This is a genomic window from Rhodovarius lipocyclicus (assembly GCF_009900765.1).
GTDB lineage: Bacteria > Pseudomonadota > Alphaproteobacteria > Acetobacterales > Acetobacteraceae > Rhodovarius > Rhodovarius lipocyclicus.
Window position 1 is genome coordinate 31,886 of sequence record NZ_JAAABL010000024.1, and the last position, 20,736, is coordinate 52,621.

A 20,736-nucleotide genomic window follows, 5' to 3' on the forward strand; every position below is an offset into this window, starting at 1 on the left:
GCGCCCCATCAATCCGGCCGGATGTTGTATTCCCGCACCACCCGCGCCCAGGTTTCCATCTGCTCGTCCAGGAAGCGCCCGAATTCCTCCGCCCCGGCGCCCGAGACCTTCACGCCCAGCTGTTCCGTCAGCCGGCCGCGCAGTTCCGGCCCTTGCAGGGCGGCGCGCAGCACGTCCTCCATGCGTTTGCGGATGGGTTCCGGCGTGGAGGCGGGGGCCAGCACGCCCCAGAAGGCGCGGGCGTCCACCCCGGGGATGCCGAGCTCGGCCAGGGTCGGCACATCCGGCGCGCCGGCGAAGCGTTCCGCCCCGGCCGAGGCCAGCGGCCGCACCATGCCTTCGCGCAGCGGGGTGGCGAAGGCGGTGGGGGTGGTCACGTACAGGTCGGCCTCACCGGTGGCGGCCGCCGTCACCAGCGGCCCGCCGCCGCGATAGGGCACGTGCTGCACGACGAAATTGCCGTTCTTCTGCGCGATGGACATGCCCAGATGCGCCAGGCTGCCATTGCCGATGGTGCCATAGGTGATGGTGTCCGGCCGGGCGCGGGCGGCTTCCAGCAGCTGCTGCCAGTTCTGCCAGGGGCGGGTTTTGTGGGCCATGATCAGGTTGGGCGTGGTGCCCACCAGCAGCACCGGCGCCAGGTCGCGCTTGGTGTCGAAGCCCAGATTCGGGATCAGCACCGGGTTCACCACATGGGTGTCGAACACCACGGCCCAGGTGTTGCCGTCGCCGGGCGCGCGGGCCACCACCTGCGCGCCCAGCGCGGCCGAGGCACCGGGCCGGTTCTCGACCACCACCGCCACACCATAGGCCTGGGCGATCGCCGGTTGCAGCAGCCGCGCGACCAGATCCGTACTGCCGCCCGGCGGGAAGCCCACCACCAGCCGGATCGGCCCGCTCTGGGCCAGGGCGGGGGTGGCGAGACCCAGTGGGGCACCCAGGATGACTCGGCGCGATAGCTGCATGTCGTCGTGTTCCTTGCTTTTCACTGTTTTCCCGGCTCCGTGCGGGCCTTGGCCGCCGTCAGGGCACGGCGGATCTCGGCCTCGCACATCGCAAGTTCCTGCACCGCCTGGCCCCGGGCCGTGCGGCCCTGCTCGGCGATGCGCAGGCTGTCCTCGATGGTGCCCACCAGCGCGGCGTTGGCGCGCTTCACGGCGTCCATGTCGAACACGCCGCGTTCCAGTTCGGTCCGCGCCTCGGCATTGCCCTGGCGCAGGGTCTCGGCATTGGCGGTCAGCAGCTGGTTGGTCAGGTCGGTGGCGGCCTTCACGGCGGCGCCGGCTTCCTTCATGCGATGGATGGCCAGCGCCTGGGCCAGCTGCTGGCGCCACAGCGGCACGGTGTTGGCCAGCACGGACTGGATGCGCGCCGACAGCGCCTTGTCGTTTTCCTGGATCAGCCGGATGGAGGGCAGGGCCTGCATCGCCACCTGCCGCGTCAGGCGCAGGTCATGCACGCGCCGGTCCAGTTCGTCGCGCGCGGCGCGGGCATCGCGCAGCTTCTGCGGCGCCAGCGGGTCGGGGCCGGTGCTGGCGGCCTCCAGCGCCGGGATGGTTTCGGTGTCCGCGCGTTTCAGGGCCAGCTCGCCGGCGGCGATATGGTCCGCCAGGGCATGGAACCATTCGAGCGTGGCGGTGTAGAGGCGGTCCAGCCGCTCAACATCCTCCAGCAGGCGGGTGCGGTGGTGGTCCAGCTTGTCGCCGATGCTCTCGATCTGGCCGCGCACCGTCTCATACCGCATGACGATGGAGCCGACCCCGGCCTTGGCGCGGCCGAACAGGCGGGCGACCAGGCCGGGCTTCTCGCCCAGCTTCGTCACGTCGAAGCCGCGCAGGGCGGCCAGCATGGCGTTCAGGCTCTGCCCCGCCTCGCCGGTCTCGGCGTTCTTGGCGCCTTCCAGCATGGCGTTGGCTGCTTCCTGCGCGCGGGTCTGGGTGGCGGCGCCGAAACGCAGGATGGTGGCGGGCTCCGCCAGGTCGATCTGGGCGGCCAGGCCCGCGATGGCGGCCTCGCGCGCAGGGTCGGTCTGGGGGGCGGTCTGGATGTCGTTCATGGGCGTTCCTCCCGCAGGCGCTCGCTCAATACCTTGACCTGGATGTCCAGCGCCTCGGTTTCCTGGGCGCGTAGGCGGGCGCGCCAGTCCTGGGCGGCGGTGGCGATCTCGGACAGCAGGGGGGCCATGCCCTCCGGCGGTTCGGCCCCGGCTTCCAGCCGCTGCGCCATGCGTTCCAGCCCATCCACATGCATATTCAGGAATCGGCGCGCTTCATCGGCCGAATCCGGGCGGCGCGCAATATCCATAAGCAACTCTGAAAGTGCCAGCACGCCGCGGTCGAGATTCCCGCCCGTGGGCAGGGCCAGGGCGCGGGCGTGCAGCGCCGCCAGGCGCGTCTCGGCCTGTTTCAGCGCGGGCGGCCAAGTGCTGAGCGGCGGTGTGCTGAGAGGCGGGGGCGGCGGGGCCGGGGCTGGTTCCGGCGCCTGTTCCGGCAGGTCCTCGGTCAGCAGCCGGGCGCCGGCGAAGGCGCCGAAGCCCAGCAGCACCGCGGCCAGCGGGTGCAGGTGCGCGGCCATGCCCGCCGCGACGGCGGCGGCCACGCCCACCAGCAGGGCGCCCCGGCGGGAATCCCCCCGGCGGCCACGGCCCAGCCGCGTCGCCGCCAGCACCAGCAGGCCGAGGCCGAGCGCCGAGCCCACCAGGCTGGTCGGCCGGCCGGCGAACAGGCTGATGAGCAGGTCCAGCGCCAGCGGCCAGCCGAAGGCCACCACCAGCCACACGCGCCAGCCGCGCCAGAAGGGGTTCATGCGCGCATCCTCACCGGCGGAACAGGGCGATGAAGGCCGGCAGCCACAGGCACAGCGTCATCAGGCCGAAGCCCAGCGCGTAGCGCAGCGGGCGCGGCAGGCCCGGCAGCAGCGGCGCCAGGGCCCGTTCCGAATTCTCCCCACGGCGGCGTTTGCCCATGCGATCGCGCCCATTGCTGCACGGCGCTTACATCGCCCTTGCGAAGGGCGGCATCAAGCCATTGCGTGAACGGGCGACCATAATGGGCGCCGGGCCCGCCCCGCCGGCCCGCGAACGGTCACGCGACTGAAAAGGAGGGGAGGGGGGCTGGACAGGATCAGGAGGGTTCCTGTATCTCCCGGCCCGTCGCCCGGATAGCTCAGTTGGTAGAGCATGCGACTGAAAATCGCAGTGTCGCTGGTTCGATTCCGGCTCCGGGCACCATGCATTTTGTAGTTCCTTTGTTATCAATAGGTTCTAGTTCGTTATTGTCCCACTTCAGCGTGCCAGCGCTGGGTGGGACTTTTTCGTTTGCGGCTGACGCCTGAGACAGCCGCGCCATAGCGCTGGCCGCCATCACACGCTGCGCTGCCGCCTGCGTGTACCGCTGCACCTCCTTTAGGGTCCGATGGCCAGTGATGGCCATGATCTCATGTGCCGTCGCGCCGCGCTCCGCCAGGCGGCTCGCAGCCGCCTTCCGCAGGCCATGCGCGGAGCAGTGCGGGAGGCCAGCATCACGGCACCATTTGCGGAAGCGGTTGCCGAAGGAATCGGCCTGGAACGGGCCACCCCTTTCGCTCTCCAGGAAGGTCAGGCCGGTGGAAGGGCAAGCCTCGATGGCTTCCACCAGCTCCGACACTACGGGCAGGCTCAGCCGAACCGGCCGGCGCCGGCGGCCCTTCACTTGCGTGAAGCTGATCCAGCCGTCGCGCAGATGCTGGCGGCCCAGAGTGATGATGTCGCTGCGGCGCTGGCCGGTGTAGAGCAGCAGGGCAAGGGCGAGATAAGCCTTGGAACCCAAGGGGTGCGCTCGCTCGAATTGCTCGACCTCATCCACTGTCCAGGTGTGGTAGCCATCGGGGTTGTTGCTCGCGAGATAAGGCACGCGCAGCGCGGGGTTGGCGGCGATCTTGCCATTCGTCTCCGCTACGCTGAACACCGCGCGCAGGGCCTTCAGCAGGCCATTGGCGGCCTCGGGGCGGTCGGCCATGTCATCCCGGATCTTCAGGAAGTGCCGTCGCTCCATGCGGGCCGCAGGCTTGGTGCCGTTGGCGTCGCGGAACTTGTCCAGGATCAGGCGCTTCACATGCTGCGAGCGCGGGGCGAGGCTCTTGAAGCTGGCCGAGCTGTAGTAGGCGATACAGAAGTCATCGATGCTGCCTGGCAGCACGGTGCCTACCGCAGGCTTCCCACGCCCCTTCTTCGCCGGCTTCGCCTCCAGGGCGGCGCGATACTCGGCCTCGAATGCGTCCGTGCCAGGCTGCGCGCGCAGTCGAACCTTGGGCTTGCCAGGCACACGCAGGTAGACCCGGACGTTGCCGTGACGGTCAGCGTCCTGAACCACATACCGGTATGTGCGCAGCAGCTCGATCATGCATCGTCCCAGGGGTTCGGCGTCGCACCTTGCGCCACGCGCTTATCCTCGATCCAGCCATCGAGGTCGGCCTTGTCCCATGCCTCTATCCCGGCCGTGACGCGGATCGGCGCCGGCATGCGCTCCGCGCGGCGCTCAGCATCGAAGGCCGAGGGCGACATGCCCAGGTAGGAGGCGGCCAGCTCGCGCCGGAGTAGGCGCGGCCAGGGCGCCAGGGTAAACTGGGCGAACCACCGGCCGGCCTCACGACTGTTGGTGAACGTGCCGTGGCTCAGATCCTGCACGATCGGCGGCGGCACCTGAAACAGGCGGCACATTTCCTCGACGGTGAAGCGCCGGCTGTTCAGCACCTCGGCATCCTCCGGGGAGACGCCGAAGGGCTGCCATTCTGCCCCCCCTTCCAGGATGAGGGCCTTGCCGGCGTTGTGCGTGCCCGCGAAGCCCTGGGTGAACTGCGTGCGCAGGCGCGTGAACATGTCCTGCCCCAGGGAGCCGGGGAACTTGATGGCGCCCGAGGGCGTCACCTGGTTGCGCCACTGAGACCCGGTGAAGTCCTGCAGGGCGATGGCGCTGCCCAGCACTTCCCGCGCCCGGCTGATGCGGCTGCGGCCAAGCAACCCATCGTCGCTCCGGTCGCGGAGGTGGAATACCTCGCCTGAGAGGTAGCGGCGGGCCCGGCCGTGATCCTCCACCACGTCATAGACAAGGCGGCCGGACATGAGCTGATAGACCTGCACCTTGCCCCAGGGCAGGGGGCGCAGCGCCAGCGGCCGGCCGGCGCCGTCATAGTCGATGGCCAGCACCGCGTTGCCGTGCAGAAGAACCTGCGCGACCATCCATTCCATCATGTCCGGCCAGGTCTGATCGTCATTCGGGCGGATGGTCAGGCGCGTGACCGGGTGGTTGGGCAACTCTTCCCGCCCCTTGTCCACGATGCGGTAGACGCGGGGCGTGCAACTCGCCAGCACCGAGGCGATGGCGTTGATGCAGGCCATGACCGCCGCAAGGTTCATCTCGGCCGTGTGGGGGGTCACATAATGGCCGGCAGCCGTGGGCGTGATGCCGAAGGCGGCGGCAAAGCCCGGCGGGCTGCTGCCGGCGCTGCGGGCCTCCTGGCGGCCCGTGAGGCGGTTCCAGGCGGAACGGATCATGCCAGCACCTCCACCAGGCGGCGGCGCCACGCGGCCCCAGCCTGGCCCGCGCTGCGCGCCGCCACGCTGGTGCCCGCATAGGCCGGATGCGCTTGCACGATGCTGACTTCTAGCAGGTCCACATCCACCAGCTCGCGCTTGTCGGCCGAGGGCCACAGGTCACGCTTGGCGATGAAGCTGAAAGACATGCCGCCCAGGTCGCGGCGCTCCGCCAGGGCCAGCATGTCGCGGCCCAGGGCGGTATCGGGCACGTCCAGGCTGAAGGTCAGCCCACGGCTATCGGCCGCCAGGCGCAGGGTGCCGGATGAGGTGCGCCCCAGCAGCCTGCCGGGGTCGTGGTCCACCAGGGCAAGAATGTCCGTGGCGGCGGCCAGGCTGCGCGAGAACGCGCCCGGCTGGATGACTTCGGAGAAGCCGCCGATGCGGGCGGCCTCCCCGAAGACGGCAGCATAACCCTCCAGCTTCCGGCCCGCCGCCCGATATTCGGTGGCGAACCGGCGCTCGGTGCCGTTCGGGAAGCGGGCCGGGACCATCACGCGATGATGTCCGTGATGGCCGCGAAGGACTGCGGATGCCGCACGGCAATATCGCAGGTCAGCATGGCGCGGATCTGAACATTGCCCTTGGCATAGGCGGTGGACTCGTAGGGGTTCACCAGGATGTCCAGCTCGGACCACATGCCGATCAGCAGGTCGGACCAGTTGCCGTAAATCAGCGGCGACAGGCCGGTGCCGGTGCCCTTCGTCAGGTTCGACGGCACGTTGTTGCTGACGGCCGGCGGGCTGCCCTGGAACACCACGCTCAGCCCATAGGGGCGGTCCTGGCCATCCTTCAGCTTCCGCGCGGCCCGGACCACCTTCGTGTTGGTCAGGAAGCCCGTGCCGCTGGCGTTGGCGTCATCGAGCTGGCCCATCAGATCGGACACAGCATCGAGGGTCAGCGCCCCGCCGTTGGTGCCCAGGGCCACGCTGCCAATGCCCGAGGTGTTCAGGATGCCCCGAGGCTGGGCACCGCTGCCGCTGCCATTGATGGCGGCGCCGTCCAGCGTCTCGGCCAGCACCTGCGCCATGTCGTTGCGGGCGAGCGCCTCGACATCAGGCGAACTCTGCTGGGTCATGTTGCGCGACCATTCCATGATCGCGCCGGCGTGCTTGGGCGACAGGCCGATGCTCTCGAACTGCGGGTCTGAGGCGGTCAGGGCGGTGTTCTCGGCCACCCAGCCGGCCGTGACGCTGCCCTTGCGGCGCGGGATGGTGACGTTGCCGGTCAGGCCACTCAGCACCGTGGCGCCAAGGCCGCGCACGCGGGTGGTGTTCCGCAGGCGCTCGATGAAGAGGTCCGGCCGGTAGTCGGTCGGGATCAGCGTGCCGCCGGGCCCTCCGCCCGGGGTGGTGGTGGTCAGCACGCGGGACTCGGCGGGGGCGCCCATGTGCCAGAACACGCCCTGCGCCTTCCGGCCGGAGCGGCGCTCCATTTCCTGGCTCGCTTCGCGGGCGCGGCCGGCGGCCTGGTCGGTGCCGCCCATCTGCGCGCGGATGGCGTCCAGGATGCCGACGCCATCCAGAAGGGCGTCAAGCTGGCGATCCCCGGTGCCCAGCGGCTGGCCGGCCGCGCGGCGCTCGGCATCGTCCAGCACGGCCTGGCGGTCGATGCGAGTGTTCAGCGTGTCCAGCTCGCCCTTCAGCTTGTCGAACTGGGCACGCTGTTCGGTGTTGAGGTCGGCTTCGCCGGCGGCGTCGTGGATCTGGCGCAGCTCGGCAGAGAGGGCGGCGCGGCGTTCAAGAAGTGCGCGGAGGGTCATCGGGCGCGGTCTCCAGGTAGGGAGAAGCCGTCGCGACCGGCGTTTCAGCGGAGCGCGCAGCGAGACGCTGGCGCAGCATGTGTGTGGCTTCGGTGAGCAGTGCTGTACGCTCCTGCCCAGGCCGGAAAATCACGCGATCATCCCCCCGGCGCGTATTCGGCGGCCGGAAGAAGAAGCTACCTCGGTCGCTGATGCAGAGGCGCATGCCCGAGATCACCAGCGGCCCGAATTCGACGGTCAGCCTTGCCACGTCAGACTGCGTGCCGGCGGGCGGCAGCGCGGTCAGCAGCGGCTCAAAGGCGACGATGGAGGGGGCGGAATTCATGCGTCCCCCCGGTGTTCAGCCAGGCGGTCCAGACCGGTCCGGATGGCCAGGCTGGCATTGATCTGGAGGGTGGCCAGCGCATTGCTGCGGGCGTTGCCGAATTCCTCGCGGATCGTCTTCCAGGTGGCGTCACCCTCAGGAGTGCCCCAGCCGCCGGCCTGGTCCACCGCAGCAAAAACGGTCTGAAGGGTAGCCTCGCTTCCCCGCTCCCAGCCCGTGATCCAGAATTCCGCGTCCTGGTTAGGCGTGGCCGGGGGCGGCCCGCCCAGGGGCCGGACGAAGCCGTAGCGCCGGTTCACAATCTCGATCACGACATCGTTGCTGTGCGTCTTGCCCGGCCGGTAGACGCCGGCACGGCAAAGCGCCTGGTGAAACCAATAGTCGTTACGAATGTCGTGATCGCGGGCCGAGAAGAAAACTCGGCCCGATGGGTCAAACTCCTTGAGCTGGGAAGGAATAAAACCGTAGGTCTGCTCCAATCCCTCCACTACAGCGTTACTCAGTCGCGCGGCAAGCAGCAGCTCGGCGCCGCCGGCATGTAGCGCACCGACAATGGCGGTACGGTGGAGGGCGCGGATATCGAAGAGCTTGGCGCTCCCCTCGATGTCGTCATGCTCCGCTTCCGGCAACAAGCCTTTTGCTCCCAAATACAACGCGTTACGGACCGTCAGGCCCGCCGCCGAAGCCAGCTCCGCACTGGTGAAAAGCTCCGGCGGTGTGTCGCGGCGACGGCGTGCCATGGTTCCTAGATTGCTACAGTAACTGACTTAAAGCACGTCGATGCGCCGTTCCGCAAGCTTTGCGATGGGGGCGGAGCCCTCAAAGGCACCTAGGCGGCTGACCTCGGGCGCTGTTTCCGTTCGACGTCGCTGTGCTTCGCGAGATCGGCCAGCAGGGCCGCGTGGGCTTCCTCCTGGGTCGGGAGCGCATCCAGCGCAGTGGCACGCTCCCGAAACTCGATATCGGTCTGGAACTTGGGCCGATGCCCGCTGGTGAACGCATCAAGTTCCCGCGCCCTATACTCCAGGAAGAGAGCAAACCATTCTAAAGCCTCTCTCCTTTCGCTGTTATCAGCGATGGTGGGGGCGAGCATGGAGAGTATCTGTGTGCCGTAGAGCAGCGGCGTTACGAAGGCATCGAGGTCGGCGGGATTGATGCTGCGGCGGCCGTGATATGTGTCGTCCGGCGCGGGCGTGCTATGGGCGCGAGTAGCCATGATCCGAAAGCTCCAGCTTCGGGTTGAGGTTAGGCCGGGTGGGGAGCTGCTACTCCGCACTCGGCCGATGCTGGCAATCGACCAACAATGATGGTAGATAGGTGAGGCGATGACGTCCCGTCAACTAGCATTGTTGGTAGATGATAGCATGACAAGAACTGCTAGTATTGGAATTAGGGTTAAGCCCGAGCTCAAGGCTCAGATAGAGGCGGCGGCCAAAGCGGATGGGCGCACAATGGCTCAGTGGATCGAGCGCCTTATCGTTAGAGAGCTGCAAGCTATGACGACAGATGGCGACAAATGACGCCGCAGCACTGGCGAATCGTATATTCAGTTTGCTAGGCCGCCTGCAGGGGAAGCAGGAGACTTAGAGATGAGTTTAAAGGTTGGCGATATCGTAAAGCTTAATTCAGGTGGACCACTGATGACGGTGCATTCGGTGAATCAGAGCAGTGGAGAAATTTGGATTAACTGCACGTGGTTTGGTAACGGTGAAGTTAACACCGCTGCATTTCTTCAGGATATGCTGAAGAAGCACAGTTAATGCCGAAGTAGGCGAGAGGGCGGTTTCGATGGAGCCGACTCTCGCCTTTACCCTAGTACTAATCCGGTGAATTCAAAGCTCGGTGCCGGTGGCTCCCTGCTTGCCAGTCCCATTGCCATCACAGACGCGATCAGAGGATCAATCCGGCCGTGCGCCCGGGCCTTGGTCAGCTTCCGGTTCCCGGCCGGGTCGGTATCTACAACGGCATTGCTCACCGCCCAGCGCAGCAGGGCGTTGCCACCGTGGCACAGCTCCTCCTTCAGCACGGCGGCCTCGAAGGCGTTGATGGAAGGGCTCATATCCTTGAAGCCCTGGCCATGCTCCTTCAGCGGCAGGGTCACGCCCTCGCGCTCCATCACCGCCTGCAGATCCTTCAAGCCCCACCGGTCATGCCCCACGGCGGCCAGCTCCAGGCCCTCCGTCTCTCGCGCGATCCATGTGACCAGCCAAGGGCGGTCGATGGCCCGACCGGGCATCGGCACCACCAGGCCGCGGTTGATCCACTCGCGATAGGGCGCGCGGTCCTCCTGCATCTTCCGGTCCAGGTCGGCATCGGGCAGGAAGGCGCGCACGGTCAGCTTGCCCGTCTCCGGCCAGAACAGGGCCAGCGCCGTCAGGTCGGCCGCACCAGAGGATAGGTCGAGCGCGCCATAGCAAGGCCCCCGGGCCTCGGCATCGCCCGAACAGGCGTCCCAGTCATTCGCGTGAATGAAGCGATCATCGGGCGCGACCGGCTGATTCAGCGTGAAGGCCCTGAAGGACGCTTCCTTGCTGGGAACCCGCCTGGCCTGCATCGCCTGGCTTCGCACGTCCTCCAGGCTCCGGAAGTCCCCCAGCGCCGGGTTGGCCGCCGCCCAGGTTTCCTCTGCCCAGGGGTCAGCATCCAGGGGCGCGGTCCACACGAAGGACCGAAAGGTGGGGTCGGGAATGGTGCCATCCGCCACGCCCTCGCCGTAGCGTAGCAGCTCTTCCAGGGGGTTGTTCGTGTCGGGCGAGCGGGTGGAGATGGCCAGCAGCAGCGACTCAGCGTGGGCGCCGGCGCCCGTCGCCAGGGCGTCGAACAGGTCGCGGCCGCGCCACTGCGCCACCTCATCCGCGATGGCGAAAGTGGGTGACAGGCCATGCGCCTTGCGGGCATCCGCCGAAAGCGCGGCGAACACGCTGCCCGTCTTCACGTCCTCGACGGTGCGGTTGAAGTCGCGGAACACCAGCCGGTCGCGCAGCTGCGGCTGTTCCAGCGCGAAGGCGCGCAGCTCGGAATAGACCAGGCTCGCCTGGCCACGATCAGCCGCCGCCGACAGCACCTGGCCGCGCGGCACCGCTTCCGGCCCACAGAGATGCGCGAGCGCGAGGGCGCCGGCGAGGCCCGTCTTACCGTTCTTCCGGCCCATGCTGATAACGCCCGTGCGGACGATGCGCCGGCCATCCGGGCCGGTGGCATACAGCTCATGCAGGATCTCGCGCTGCCACTGGCGCATGACCAGCGGCTGCCCCGCCAGCGCGCCGGAGGTGACGTTCAGGCCCTCGATCCACCGAATGAGCCGTTCCGGACGCGATATGCCGGGTGCTTCCCAGTTGGGGCGGCCTGGCACGACATTGGTCCGGGGAGCGGTGACGCCCGAGACCGCAAAAAGGTCCGCTTTCGCCCCCTCTTTGACCTTGGGAGGCTTCGCGCCGGGGCCACGCTTACCCATCGGCTCCGCTCCGCATGACCGCCACAACCACCTGATTTTGGCCGAATTTCACAAAATCCGAACTAACTAAAAGCTGACTTGCCCTGACGGTCTGGCCCCCCCTTTGGAGAGATTTTGATGCGAGCATCAGGGCTTCCCCCGGGTCGGGTTGAGGCCGTTCTGCGGCCTGTTCCACCAGTGCCCGGCCTGCCTCGGCCGCCCATCGGTGTCGCACCAGGCCCGAGGCTCACCACCCTGCCGCCGCTGGTTGTGGCATTGGGTGCACAGGCCGCGCAGGTTGGACGGGTGGTCCGCGCCGCCCTTGCTGCGCTGGAGGATGTGGTCCACGGCCACGGACTGGCGGCCACAGCCAGGCGTGCGACAGGTCGGGTCGCGCTTCAGCACGATGGTCCGAAGCCTGTGCCATTCCTTGCTGCGATAGAACGGGTCGCTCATCTGCCCCTCCTGATGGTGCGTGCGAGGCGGCGCAGCTCGGCCAGCAGCTCGGACTTGTCGATGTGGAACTGTTCGGGGTCACGGTGGCTGGGCGACAGGCGGGCCAGCCGGGCGGCGATGCCCTCGATGGTATAGAGGGGGCAGGGGGGGGTAGGGTTCCCCGCTTCCTTTTCCATGCGTGCGCGCGTGTGGGCGATCAATGGTCTGACCCCGCCCTACCGCGCCCCCCTGCCCCCCATTGGTCGGACTCGGAGGGTCGCAGCCCGATACCTCGCACCAAGCGGTCGCCACGCACCTTGGCGTAGCGCAGGCCGGGCGTCCGCTCGATCATGCCGCGCAGACGGCGGTTGTCGCTGTCCGGCTCCCCGTTCTCACGGCACCATTGCTGGAAGCTGGACAGAAGGTGCGTCGGCTTGGTGAACAGGGTGTCGTCAAGGATGCAGCATTCGGCCAGCCAGCGTCCGAAGTGGTCTTGCACCTCGAAATACTCATCCGTGGCGGCCTGCACCGCTGCCGGCCGGGTCAGGCCCTCGGCCTGCCATGCCATGCAGCCCTCGATCATCCAGGCGAGGATGGCGGGCCATTCGTCCCGCAGCTTGCTCTCCAGCTCGCGGTCAGGCGTGGCGGGCTGATGGAGGAAGGGCACGATGTTGAAGCGGCGCTTGGCAGCATCATCCACGTTCTTCAGCACCGGCTTGTGGTTGCCCACGAGGGTCAGCTTGAACTGCGGCGTGAAGGTGAAGAAGTCCTGCCGCATAAAGCGCGCGGTGATAGGGTCGCCGCCCGTCATCTGCTTGATGCGCGACTCAGCCCAGGCCCGGCCTTCCTCGGTTTCCGTGGCGGTCACCAGCCTGGCGCCGCGCAGCATCGCCAGGTCGGTCGGGTGCTTGTCGCCCAGGGAGGCGGTGAAGGTGTCCATGGCCGCCACGACGGCATAATCGCCCATGATGCGCGCTACGGTGTTGAGGAACACGGACTTACCGTTGCCGCCCGGCCCATAGCCGAACAGCAGGGCGTGTTCCTTCGTGTCGCCCGTGAGGCAGTAGCCGCACCAGCGCTGAAGGAAGGTCGCCAGCGCAGCGTCGTGGCCGGTTGCTTCATCGAGGAAGTGGAGCCAGCGCGCCGGCGGGCCACCCTGGCGGTCGGGCCCCACGGCGGTGATGCGGGTCATCATGTCCGCAGGCTTGGCATGGCGCATGCGGCCCGTGCGGAGATCCACCACACCGCCAGGCGTGGCCAGCAGATAGGGGTCAGCATCCCAGGCTTCGCTGGTGACGGCATGAGCGGGGTCACGCTGGGCGAAGCGCTCGACCCCGCCGGAGAAGGCAGCGCGGCCGGTGATGGCCTTCGCCTTCATGTCCGCATCGCGGTTGGCGTCGGCCGTCACTTCGCGCGCGAAGCTGAAGGCGGCATGCTTACGATCGCGCTGCCAGTGGGTGCCGGTCCACTGGAACCAAGCCCCGGTGTCGTGACAGTAGCGGAGCTGGTCGCGGAAGCGCTCGGTGAATGCCATGGCCACCCCGTGTTCGGTCAAGAGGGTCGGTTCGCCGGAGGTCGGCTGCTGGCTGGGAGTTTCGGCCGGCGCCGCCCGCGCGGCCGCGTCCGCCAGCTTCATAAGGGCTTCGGTTGTGCCGCCCGCAGTGACCCAGTCCGACACATCGCCCTTCGGGGGCAGGTCGGGCAGATCGATGATGCGGACGCTCTGGGCGCCGGCCGTCTGGGCGACGGCGGCGGCATGATCGCGGCCAGCCTGATCGTTGTCAGGCAGGATGATGATGTGCCGGCCTTTGAGCCAGCGCGCGAAGCTGGCGCGCCATTTGCCGGCGCCGCCTGGGTTGCAGGTCGCCACCAGGCCGAGACCGCGCAGCCGGTCCACGTCCTTCTCGCCTTCCACAATGAACACGGGCACGTCCGTGGGCGCGGCGAGCAGCTCGGGCAGGCGGTAGGGCACCAGCTCCACCCCCTTCACACCCCATAGCCACCCGCCCTTTCCGTCCGGTCGGCGCTGCCTGAAGTCCTTCGGGTCGTGGCGGGTAACCTGGAACAGCAGCTCGCCATCGGCGCTGATGTAGTCGTAGGCGGCCACCAGCTTGCCAAGGCGAGCGCCGCCCCCGTGGGACTGCTGCCGCTTCTCGGGCTGGGCCTTCTGAGGCCCGTTGAGCCATTCGACGGCGGCCGCCTTGTCGAGGTCCAGCTTCCACTGCACCAGGTCCAGCACGCCGCCGCCCCGGTTGGCCTCATGGTCGAACCATGTGCCAGCGGCTTGCCCGTGAAGGCGAACCACCAGGCTGCCGCGACTTCCGAAGCGCATTTCATCGCGGGAGGACAGCTGCTTGTTGGGCTCGCCCAGCAACTGGCGCGCTACGGGCCCGATGAGGGCTTGGTAGGGAACACCGTCAGGCATGTGCGGCGTCCTGCCAAGAAATCAGGTCTTGGAGTGGGACACCTTCAATGCTAGAAGTAGCAATATCAAGAGGTTGGGAAGCATCCCACTTTCCGCTAACTACTTGGATTTGCGGGTGCGAATAGCCCCGGCTCCGGGCACCACTCCCCATCCCTCCTCCGGCCATTCGCGGTCAGTCGATCATCGGCACCACGAAGATGCCGCCGATCACCACGGCCATCAGCAGCGCGAAGCTCAGCTTGCCGTGCCGTTCCATGAAGTCCGAGGCCTGGTCCCCATAGCGCTGGCACAGCCACGCGATGAGGAAGAAGCGCGATCCGCGCCCGATGATGGAGGCGAGGATGAACTTGCCCATCCCGAACTCCACGGCCCCTACCGCGATGGCGACCACCTTGTAGGGAATGGGCGTCAGCCCCTTCAGCGCGATCGCCAGAAAGCCCCAATGGGCCGCGTGTTCCTTGAACGTCTCGAACGCGCCCATGGCGTCGTAGAATTCCAGGATGGGCACGGCGGCCAGATGGAACAGCTCCCGCCCGACATAATAGCCCAGCACCCCGCCGCCCACGCTGGCCAGCGTGCAGACCAGGGCGAACCACATCGCCTTTTGCCGCTGCGCCACGCACATGGGCACCAGCAGCAGGTCGGGGGGGATGAAGAAGATGCTGCTCTCGGTGAAGCTCAGCCCCGCCATCCACCAGGTGGCCTTGCGGGAGGAGGAGAGAGCGAGGAGCCGTTGGTACCAGGAGGTGAACATGAACTCCGCTTTGCCGGTAGGCTGCCTGATCACCAGGCCGTGAGATTCAGAGAGGCTGGCATCAGCCGACGCAACTCTCCACTCAATAGTGACGCTTGCAAGCCGCTGCATGGGATTCCGTGCGAGGATTCGGCGAAACCGTCGCCGCCGGGCCAGGCCGGAACACGGTTTTCATGATGAGGCATTCATATGTGGAATCTCCCCTTGGCCTCTGTGCCATGGCGGGCATGACCAATTCCTTGCCGGTGGCGGGCATGGCCTGCCCGCGCTGGCCCGGCGGCGCCCCCTCTGCTACAGCCCTTGCATGCTGAATTTTTCCGATTTGCGCGTTGTCGTGCTGGGCGATGTGATGCTGGACCGCTTCCTGTACGGCGATGCGGGCCGGCTCTCGCCCGAGGCGCCGGTGCCCGTGGTGCGCAGCCGCCGGACGGACAGCATGCCCGGCGGTGCCGCCAATGTGGGCCGCAACCTGCTGGCGCTCGGCGGGCAGGTCACGATCATCGGCCTGGTGGGTGAGGATGCGGAGGGGGCCGAACTCTCCGCCCTGCTCGGCCCCGCCGCGCGGCTGATCCCCTCCGCCCGGCGCACCACCAGCAAGCTGCGCGTGATCGCGGCCCATCAGCAGGTGGTGCGGGTGGATGACGAGGACCCCGCCCCCGCGACCACCGAGGAACAGGCCGCCCTGCTGGGCGCGCTGGCCGCGGCCCTGCCGGGGGCCGGGGCGCTGGTGCTGTCCGATTACGGCAAGGGCGTGCTGACGCCGGCGCTGGCCGCCCAGGCCATCGCCCTGGCCAAGCGGGCCGGCGTGCCCTGCCTGGTGGACCCCAAGGGCCGCGACTACACCCATTACGCCGGTGCCGACGCGCTGACCCCCAACGCCCGCGAACTGGCCGAGGCCACGGGCCTGCCCGTCGCGTCCTCGATGGAATGCGAGGCCGCGGCCCGCGCCCTGCTGGGGCAGGTGGATGCCGCGGCCATCCTCGTCACCCGCAGCGAGAAGGGGATGATGCTGGTCCCCCGCGACGCACCGGCCCTGTCGGTGCCCGCGGAGGCGCATGAGGTGTTCGATGTCTCGGGCGCGGGCGACACCGCCATCGCCACGCTGTCCCTGGCCGTGGCCTCGGGCCGGTCTCTGGGCGCGGCCATGCGCCTGGCCAACGCGGCCGCCGGGGTGGTGGTGGGCAAGCTCGGCACCGCCACCTGTTCCGTGGCGGAACTGGAACTGGCGCTGCGCCGCCAGGAAGGATCGGGCGGCGTCACCCTGACCTGGCCGCAGGCCGCCGCCCTGGCGCGGGACTGGCAGCGCCAGGGCCTGCGGGTGGGCTTCGCCAATGGCTGCTTCGACCTGCTGCACGCGGGCCATGTGCGCATGCTGGAAGCCGCGCGCCGGCATTGCGACCGGCTGATCGTGGCGCTGAACGAGGATGCCTCCGTCGCGCGGCTGAAGGGTCCCACCCGCCCGCTGAACCCGCTGGAGGACCGCGCGGTGGTGATCGGCGCGCTGGCCGCCGTGGATGCCGTGATCGGCTTCGCCGAGGACACGCCGCTGGAAGCCATCCTGGCGCTGCGCCCCGACCGCCTGTTCAAGGGCGCGGACTACAGCATCGCCCAGGTGGTGGGCGCGCCGGAGGTGGCCAGTTGGGGCGGGCAGACCGTGCTGCTGGACCTGCTGCCGGGCCGCTCCACCACCTCCCTGGTGCAAAGGGCGCAACAGGGGCGCTGATCCGCGCCGCTGGCCCTCGAAGTGCCGCCATGGCACGCTATATGTCAGTTCGAGAACTGCATATTTTCAGGGTGCCAAGGAGATGATCCGCTTCACGCTGCGTTGCGACGCAGGGCATGAGTTCGAGAGCTGGTTCCGCAACAGCGAGGCCTATGACAAGCAGGCCGGCGCCGGGCTGGTGGATTGCCCGGTCTGCGGTTCCGCGAAGGTGGAGAAGGCGCTGATGGCGCCCTCCGTGGCCAAGGTGCCAGGCGCCAAGGGCCGGCCCGAGGCCGTGCCGATGACCGCCGCCCCCGCCCCCCCGGACATGCCCGCCAAGGCCGCCACGCCCAAGGCCGTGCCCGCCCAGCTCGTCGCCCTGCTGCAGCGCATGCGCGCCGAGGTTGAGAAGAACTGCGACTATGTCGGCCCCGAATTCGCCGAGGAAGCCCGCCGCATCCATTACGGCGACGCCGAGGAGCGCGGCATCTACGGCGAGGCCACCCCCGAGGAGACCGAGGCCCTGCGCGAGGAAGGCATCGAGGTGGGCAATATCCCCTGGATCCCGCGGGCGGACGGCTGATGATCAGCCACATCTGCCTGGGCACCGCCGATGTGGAGCGCGCAGCCGCCTTCTATGACGCGGTGCTGGCGGAGATCGGGCTGGCGCGGAAATTCCTGGAACCCGATTGGGTGGCCTGGAAACACCCCGACCACGCCAGGCCGCTGTTCATCCTGACCATGCCCTTCGACGGCCAGCCGGCCACACCGGGCAATGGCACCATGGTGGCGCTGCTGGCCCCCAGCCGGGGCGCGGTGGATGCGGCCCATGCCCGCGCCCTGGCGCTGGGCGGCGTGTGCGAGGGCCCGCCCGGCCTGCGCCCCCATTACCACCCCCATTACTACGCGGCCTATCTGCGCGACCCGGACGGCAACAAGCTGTGCTTCGTGTGCCATGACGAACCGGCCCCTTCCGCCTGAACCCGGCGCGGGCTTATGCTGCCCGACCGAATAGGGGAGACGCGCAATGAACGCGACAGATATCAAGGCCGCCCGGGCTGCCCATGTGGCCGCCACCGTGGACCGCATCCGCGCCATCGAGGCCGCCGAGGGTGTCACGCCCGCCAGCCTGGCGAAGTTCCGTGAGGAGCTGATGAAGCTCGCGGCGCAGGAGCATCTGTTCCCCGCCGCCGAATTCCCGCCCCCGCCGAATGGCGAGAAGGGCAGCAACCGCTATCTGATGCAGATGGACGATGGCGGCACCTTCGCGCTGTATCTGAACGCGCTGAACCCCGGCAACGAGACCAAGCCCCACGACCACACCACCTGGGCCGTGGTCGTCGCCGTGGACGGGCAGGAACTGAACAAGGTCTATCGCCGCACCGATGACGGCTCCGACCCCGAGCGCTGCGCGCTGGTCGTGGACCATGAGGTGATGGTGGAGCCCGGCCGGGGCATCGCCTTCATGCCGGATGCCATCCATTCCATCCACACCACGGGCGCCGTGCCCACGCGCCACCTGCACATGTACGGGCTGGCGCTGGAGAAGCTGGACGGCCGCAAGGCGTACATGGCCGATACCGGCGAGATCGTGCCCTACAACAAGAACTTCATGAAGCCGACGCAACAGGCGGGCGCATGAAGCAGGTCTCCCCGGCCACGCTGAAGGCGTGGATCGGGGGCGGTGAGGAACTCGCCATTCTCGACGCGCGCGAGGAAGGTGAGTTCGGCCGTTCCCACCTGTTCTGGGCCATTCCCTGCCCGCTGTCGCAGAAGGAGCTGCGCGCGCCCAAGCTGGTGCCGCGCCGCGCCACCCGCATCGTCTGCACCGATGGCGGGGAGGGCTACGCCACCACCTTGGCGCAATGGCTGGCCCATCAGGGCTACACCGACGTGCAGGTGCTGGAGGGCGGCGGCCCGGCCTGGAAGGCCGCCGGCCATGTGCTGTTCTCCGGCGTCAACGTGCCTTCCAAGGCCTTCGGCGAATGGGCCGAGCACCATTACGGCACCGAGAGCCTGGACCCGCCCGAACTCAAGGCGCTGATGGATTCCGGCCAGCCGATGGTGATCCTCGACAGCCGCCCGCTGGAGGAATACCGGCGCATGTCGATCCCCGGTGCCGTGAACGTGCCGGGCGGCGAGCTGGTCTATCGCATCGGCGAATTCGCGCCCGATGCGGACACCACCATCGTCATCAACTGCGCCGGCCGCACCCGCAGCATCATGGGCGCCGAGAGCCTGCGCCGCGCGGGCGTGCCGAACCGGATCGTGGCGCTGCGCAACGGCACCATGGGCTGGGAGCTGGCGGGCTTTTCCTGCGATCGCGGCAAGACCGCCAGCTACAGCCCGGGCACCCCGCCCGGGGCCGAACTGGCACTGGAACGCGCCAGCAACTTCGCGCGCGAGACGGGGGTGAAGACCATCGGCGCGGCCGAACTGGCCGCGCTGCGGGCCGATACCTCCCGCACCACCTATCTGCTGGATGTCCGCGCGCCCGAGGAATACGGCGCGGGCCATCTGCCGGGTTTCCGCCACGCCCCGGGCGGGCAGCTGATCCAGGCCACCGACCAGTGGGTGGCGGTGCGCCGGGCGCGCATCGTGCTGACCGATCTCGGAGACGGCGCCCGCGCCCGCATGTCCGCCGCCTGGCTGCGGCTGCTGGGCGGGTGGGAGGTGTTCGTGCTGGACGGCGCGGGTGACACCACGCTGGAAACCGGCCCCGAGCCCATCCCCGCCGTGCCGCCCGCCCCCACCATCACGGTGGCGGAACTCGCGGCCCGGCCGGGCGCGCATGTGATCGACCTGGCGCGCAGCGTGGACTTCCGCGACGGCCATATCCCCGGCGCGGTCTGGGGCGTGCGGTCGCGCCTCTCGGCCCCGCCTTCGGGCGTGCCGCTGGTCGTCGTGACCGCCCCGCGGGAAGCATTGGCCCATCTGGCCGCCGCCGATCTGGCGGCGCTGACCTCCGCCCCCGTGCGGGTGCTGGCGGGCGGCACCGCCGCCTGGGCCGCCGCCGGCCACAGGCTGGAGGCCGACCGCCTGGTGCCGGACGATGCCGCCTGCATCGACTTCTACCTGCGGCCCTATGACCGCAACTCCGGCATCGAGGAGGCGATGCGCGAATACCTCTCCTGGGAGATCGACCTGGTGCATGAGGTGGAGCGCGACGGCGATGCTGGCTTCGGCCGGCTTTAGAGGGCCAAGCGCGCCCCCGGCGGGGCCCGGGACGTGATCCAGCAGGGCGGGTCACGGTTCAGGCGGCTGCTGGGGGGGCTGCTGAACGCGGCGCTGCCCCCCCATTGCCTCTCCTGCGAGGCGCCGGTGCTGGAGCAGGGCACCCAATGCGCCGCCTGTTTCCGCAAGCTGACCTTCGCGGTGGCGCCCCTCTGCCGCCGCTGCGGCATCCCCCTGCCGCATGCGGGGCTGGACATCTGCGAGGCCTGCGACCGCCGCCCGCCCCTGTATGCCCGCGCCCGCGCGGCGCTGCTGTACGATGACGGCGCGCGCGCCCTGGTCCTGCCGATGAAGCACGGCGACCGCACGGAACTCGCCCTGCCGCTGGCCCGCCACATGGCCCGCGCCGGGGCCGAGCTGCTGCGCGAGGCCGACCTGTTGCTGCCGGTGCCGCTGCATTGGCGCCGGCTGTTGGCGCGGCGCTACAACCAGTCCGCCTTGCTGGCCCGCCACCTGGCCCGGCTGGCCCGCAAGCCCAGCATCCCCGACGCGCTGCGCCGCACCCGCGCCACCCGCCCCCTGGGGGAGCTCGGCGCCATCGCCCGCCGGGCGGAGCTGGATGGCGCCATCCGCCTGGCCCCGCGCCACGCCGCGCGGGTGCGAGGGCAGCGCGTGCTGCTGATCGACGATGTGCTGACCTCCGGCGCCACGGCCGAGACCTGCGCCGCCGTGCTGCTGGCCGCCGGGGCCGCGCGGGTGGATGTGCTGGCGGCGGCGCGGGTGCCGCTGCGGGGGTAGGGCACGGGCAGCGGGCCCCCACCAGGGGGCGCCGCCCCCTGGACCCCCGCCAGGACCGTGCTCGGTCCTGGACCTAGAGCAGTTGGGCGCTGATCCTGGGAAGGTTTTTCCCATTGATTTTTATCATGAAAATGGTGCCCCACCTGCCAAGGTAAGGCGCCAATCTGATGGGTTCCAAGGGCCTTTCGGCCTTTGGCGGGGAGCCGAGGGGCAGGGCCCCTCGGTGGGGGTCTCGGGGGTGTTCAGACCGGACACATCCCTGACTGATGTTCGGAGAGATGGTTGACGGTTTTTGGGTGAGAGTTTCGCGGGAGCGGAGCGATGCCCTGGAAGCCTGTATCGATCATGGACAGTCGCCG

General features: G+C 68.8%; 23 protein-coding genes, 1 tRNA gene and 1 pseudogene. 9 read left to right on the forward strand and 16 right to left on the reverse strand.

Annotated elements, in window-relative coordinates; translation table 11 throughout:
• Nucleotides 1-8 precede the first annotated feature (8 nt).
• The 4 genes from GT007_RS14945 to GT007_RS14960 are packed head-to-tail and all read right to left on the reverse strand — an operon-like array spanning nt 9 to nt 2,965.
• The gene (locus tag GT007_RS14945; RefSeq protein WP_160122430.1) at nt 9-989 is read right to left on the reverse strand and encodes a Bug family tripartite tricarboxylate transporter substrate binding protein; all 981 of its coding nucleotides are present in this window, start codon (nt 987-989) and stop codon (nt 9-11) included.
• Entirely contained in the window at nt 986-2,056 is a 1,071-nt protein-coding gene (locus GT007_RS14950; protein WP_160122431.1) for a toxic anion resistance protein, read from the reverse strand. The genes GT007_RS14945 and GT007_RS14950 overlap by 4 nt, the downstream gene beginning before the upstream one ends.
• Nucleotides 2,053-2,805: a hypothetical protein gene (locus GT007_RS14955; RefSeq protein WP_160122432.1), complete on the reverse strand. Its 753-nt coding sequence runs from the start codon at nt 2,803-2,805 to the stop codon at nt 2,053-2,055. The genes GT007_RS14950 and GT007_RS14955 overlap by 4 nt, the downstream gene beginning before the upstream one ends.
• A gap of 10 nt (nt 2,806-2,815) precedes the next feature.
• A complete protein-coding gene (locus tag GT007_RS14960) occupies nt 2,816-2,965 on the reverse strand; it encodes a hypothetical protein (protein WP_160122433.1) in 150 nt (49 codons plus the stop codon).
• A gap of 188 nt (nt 2,966-3,153) precedes the next feature.
• Here GT007_RS14960 and GT007_RS14965 point away from each other — a divergent pair.
• A tRNA-Phe gene (locus GT007_RS14965) sits at nt 3,154-3,229 on the forward strand.
• Between the two features lie 151 nt (nt 3,230-3,380).
• On the opposite strand, the pseudogene GT007_RS22945 reads toward GT007_RS14965, so the two are convergent.
• The 7 genes and pseudogenes from GT007_RS22945 to GT007_RS15000 form a co-directional block, all read right to left on the reverse strand.
• Nucleotides 3,381-4,379: pseudogene (locus GT007_RS22945) on the reverse strand (tyrosine-type recombinase/integrase); the annotation flags it as partial.
• Nucleotides 4,376-5,530: a phage portal protein gene (locus GT007_RS14975; protein WP_160122434.1), complete on the reverse strand. Its 1,155-nt coding sequence runs from the start codon at nt 5,528-5,530 to the stop codon at nt 4,376-4,378. The pseudogene GT007_RS22945 and the gene GT007_RS14975, both read right to left, overlap by 4 nt.
• Nucleotides 5,527-6,063 (reverse strand): HK97 family phage prohead protease, encoded by a 537-nt coding sequence (locus GT007_RS14980; RefSeq protein WP_160122449.1) that lies wholly within the window; start codon nt 6,061-6,063, stop codon nt 5,527-5,529. Before GT007_RS14980 ends, GT007_RS14975 begins: the two co-directional genes overlap by 4 nt.
• Nucleotides 6,063-7,331 carry a phage major capsid protein gene (locus tag GT007_RS14985; protein ID WP_160122435.1) on the reverse strand — a complete coding sequence of 423 codons (1,269 nt, stop codon included), beginning with the start codon at nt 7,329-7,331 and terminating at the stop codon, nt 6,063-6,065. Before GT007_RS14985 ends, GT007_RS14980 begins: the two co-directional genes overlap by 1 nt.
• Nucleotides 7,309-7,656: a hypothetical protein gene (locus tag GT007_RS14990; protein WP_160122436.1), complete on the reverse strand. Its 348-nt coding sequence runs from the start codon at nt 7,654-7,656 to the stop codon at nt 7,309-7,311. Before GT007_RS14990 ends, GT007_RS14985 begins: the two co-directional genes overlap by 23 nt.
• Nucleotides 7,653-8,396: a hypothetical protein gene (locus tag GT007_RS14995; RefSeq protein WP_160122437.1), complete on the reverse strand. Its 744-nt coding sequence runs from the start codon at nt 8,394-8,396 to the stop codon at nt 7,653-7,655. The genes GT007_RS14990 and GT007_RS14995 overlap by 4 nt, the downstream gene beginning before the upstream one ends.
• 89 nt (nt 8,397-8,485) lie before the next feature.
• A complete protein-coding gene (locus GT007_RS15000; RefSeq protein ID WP_160122438.1) occupies nt 8,486-8,872 on the reverse strand; it encodes a hypothetical protein in 387 nt (128 codons plus the stop codon).
• A gap of 148 nt (nt 8,873-9,020) precedes the next feature.
• On the opposite strand from GT007_RS15000, the gene GT007_RS22950 reads away from it, so the two are divergent.
• Together GT007_RS22950 and GT007_RS22955 are read left to right on the forward strand one after the other, a co-directional pair.
• Complete coding sequence (locus tag GT007_RS22950) at nt 9,021-9,176, forward strand: YlcI/YnfO family protein (protein ID WP_408015554.1); 156 nt, start codon at nt 9,021-9,023, stop codon at nt 9,174-9,176.
• A 69-nt stretch (nt 9,177-9,245) separates the two neighbouring features.
• Complete coding sequence (locus GT007_RS22955; RefSeq protein WP_160122439.1) at nt 9,246-9,416, forward strand: YodC family protein; 171 nt, start codon at nt 9,246-9,248, stop codon at nt 9,414-9,416.
• Between the two features lie 47 nt (nt 9,417-9,463).
• Here GT007_RS22955 and GT007_RS15010 read toward each other — a convergent pair whose 3' ends face one another.
• From GT007_RS15010 to GT007_RS15030, 5 genes are all read right to left on the reverse strand, one after another.
• Nucleotides 9,464-11,008, reverse strand: coding sequence for a terminase large subunit (locus GT007_RS15010; protein WP_201451933.1), 1,545 nt, complete (start codon nt 11,006-11,008; stop codon nt 9,464-9,466).
• A gap of 228 nt (nt 11,009-11,236) precedes the next feature.
• On the reverse strand, nt 11,237-11,545 hold the full coding sequence (locus tag GT007_RS15015; protein ID WP_160122441.1) for an HNH endonuclease signature motif containing protein: 309 nt from the start codon (nt 11,543-11,545) through the stop codon (nt 11,237-11,239).
• Complete coding sequence (locus GT007_RS15020) at nt 11,542-11,721, reverse strand: hypothetical protein (protein WP_160122442.1); 180 nt, start codon at nt 11,719-11,721, stop codon at nt 11,542-11,544. The genes GT007_RS15015 and GT007_RS15020 overlap by 4 nt, the downstream gene beginning before the upstream one ends.
• 20 nt (nt 11,722-11,741) lie before the next feature.
• Nucleotides 11,742-13,949, reverse strand: a complete 2,208-nt coding sequence (locus tag GT007_RS22470; protein ID WP_236571682.1) for a phage/plasmid primase, P4 family — start codon at nt 13,947-13,949, stop codon at nt 11,742-11,744.
• 172 nt (nt 13,950-14,121) lie between these two features.
• Entirely contained in the window at nt 14,122-14,703 is a 582-nt protein-coding gene (locus GT007_RS15030; RefSeq protein ID WP_160122443.1) for a YqaA family protein, read from the reverse strand.
• A 307-nt stretch (nt 14,704-15,010) separates the two neighbouring features.
• Between GT007_RS15030 and rfaE1 the strand changes: the two genes are divergently transcribed.
• The 6 genes from rfaE1 (at nt 15,011) to GT007_RS15060 (ending at nt 20,377) form a co-directional block, all read left to right on the forward strand.
• The gene (gene rfaE1 / locus GT007_RS15035) at nt 15,011-16,426 is read left to right on the forward strand and encodes a D-glycero-beta-D-manno-heptose-7-phosphate kinase (protein WP_160122451.1); all 1,416 of its coding nucleotides are present in this window, start codon (nt 15,011-15,013) and stop codon (nt 16,424-16,426) included.
• Nucleotides 16,427-16,508: 82 nt separating this feature from the next.
• A complete protein-coding gene (locus GT007_RS15040; protein ID WP_160122444.1) occupies nt 16,509-16,988 on the forward strand; it encodes a DUF1178 family protein in 480 nt (159 codons plus the stop codon).
• The gene (locus GT007_RS15045) at nt 16,988-17,386 is read left to right on the forward strand and encodes a VOC family protein (RefSeq protein WP_160122445.1); all 399 of its coding nucleotides are present in this window, start codon (nt 16,988-16,990) and stop codon (nt 17,384-17,386) included. The genes GT007_RS15040 and GT007_RS15045 overlap by 1 nt, the downstream gene beginning before the upstream one ends.
• A gap of 46 nt (nt 17,387-17,432) precedes the next feature.
• Entirely contained in the window at nt 17,433-18,047 is a 615-nt protein-coding gene (locus GT007_RS15050; RefSeq protein ID WP_160122446.1) for a cysteine dioxygenase family protein, read from the forward strand.
• Nucleotides 18,044-19,600 carry a rhodanese-like domain-containing protein gene (locus tag GT007_RS15055; protein WP_160122447.1) on the forward strand — a complete coding sequence of 519 codons (1,557 nt, stop codon included), beginning with the start codon at nt 18,044-18,046 and terminating at the stop codon, nt 19,598-19,600. Before GT007_RS15050 ends, GT007_RS15055 begins: the two co-directional genes overlap by 4 nt.
• Before the next feature lie 33 nt (nt 19,601-19,633).
• Nucleotides 19,634-20,377 carry a ComF family protein gene (locus GT007_RS15060; protein ID WP_236571683.1) on the forward strand — a complete coding sequence of 248 codons (744 nt, stop codon included), beginning with the start codon at nt 19,634-19,636 and terminating at the stop codon, nt 20,375-20,377.
• The last annotated feature ends 359 nt before the right edge of the window (nt 20,378-20,736 follow it).

Coding starts and splice junctions, on each gene's coding strand:
- GT007_RS14975 (WP_160122434.1), bottom strand. CDS start 5,530: ATGATCCGTTCCGCCTGGAACCGCCTCACGGGCCGCCAGGAGGCCCGC.
- GT007_RS22955 (WP_160122439.1), top strand. CDS start 9,246: ATGAGTTTAAAGGTTGGCGATATCGTAAAGCTTAATTCAGGTGGACCA.
- GT007_RS15050 (WP_160122446.1), top strand. CDS start 17,433: ATGAACGCGACAGATATCAAGGCCGCCCGGGCTGCCCATGTGGCCGCC.
- GT007_RS15015 (WP_160122441.1), bottom strand. CDS start 11,545: ATGAGCGACCCGTTCTATCGCAGCAAGGAATGGCACAGGCTTCGGACC.
- GT007_RS14980 (WP_160122449.1), bottom strand. CDS start 6,063: ATGGTCCCGGCCCGCTTCCCGAACGGCACCGAGCGCCGGTTCGCCACC.
- GT007_RS15045 (WP_160122445.1), top strand. CDS start 16,988: ATGATCAGCCACATCTGCCTGGGCACCGCCGATGTGGAGCGCGCAGCC.
- GT007_RS14955 (WP_160122432.1), bottom strand. CDS start 2,805: ATGAACCCCTTCTGGCGCGGCTGGCGCGTGTGGCTGGTGGTGGCCTTC.
- GT007_RS14950 (WP_160122431.1), bottom strand. CDS start 2,056: ATGAACGACATCCAGACCGCCCCCCAGACCGACCCTGCGCGCGAGGCC.
- GT007_RS14985 (WP_160122435.1), bottom strand. CDS start 7,331: ATGACCCTCCGCGCACTTCTTGAACGCCGCGCCGCCCTCTCTGCCGAG.
- GT007_RS14995 (WP_160122437.1), bottom strand. CDS start 8,396: ATGGCACGCCGTCGCCGCGACACACCGCCGGAGCTTTTCACCAGTGCG.
- GT007_RS15020 (WP_160122442.1), bottom strand. CDS start 11,721: ATGGAAAAGGAAGCGGGGAACCCTACCCCCCCCTGCCCCCTCTATACC.
- GT007_RS15000 (WP_160122438.1), bottom strand. CDS start 8,872: ATGGCTACTCGCGCCCATAGCACGCCCGCGCCGGACGACACATATCAC.
- GT007_RS14990 (WP_160122436.1), bottom strand. CDS start 7,656: ATGAATTCCGCCCCCTCCATCGTCGCCTTTGAGCCGCTGCTGACCGCG.
- GT007_RS15030 (WP_160122443.1), bottom strand. CDS start 14,703: ATGTTCACCTCCTGGTACCAACGGCTCCTCGCTCTCTCCTCCTCCCGC.
- GT007_RS22470 (WP_236571682.1), bottom strand. CDS start 13,949: ATGCCTGACGGTGTTCCCTACCAAGCCCTCATCGGGCCCGTAGCGCGC.
- GT007_RS14960 (WP_160122433.1), bottom strand. CDS start 2,965: ATGGGCAAACGCCGCCGTGGGGAGAATTCGGAACGGGCCCTGGCGCCG.
- GT007_RS22950 (WP_408015554.1), top strand. CDS start 9,021: ATGACAAGAACTGCTAGTATTGGAATTAGGGTTAAGCCCGAGCTCAAG.
- GT007_RS15055 (WP_160122447.1), top strand. CDS start 18,044: ATGAAGCAGGTCTCCCCGGCCACGCTGAAGGCGTGGATCGGGGGCGGT.
- GT007_RS15040 (WP_160122444.1), top strand. CDS start 16,509: ATGATCCGCTTCACGCTGCGTTGCGACGCAGGGCATGAGTTCGAGAGC.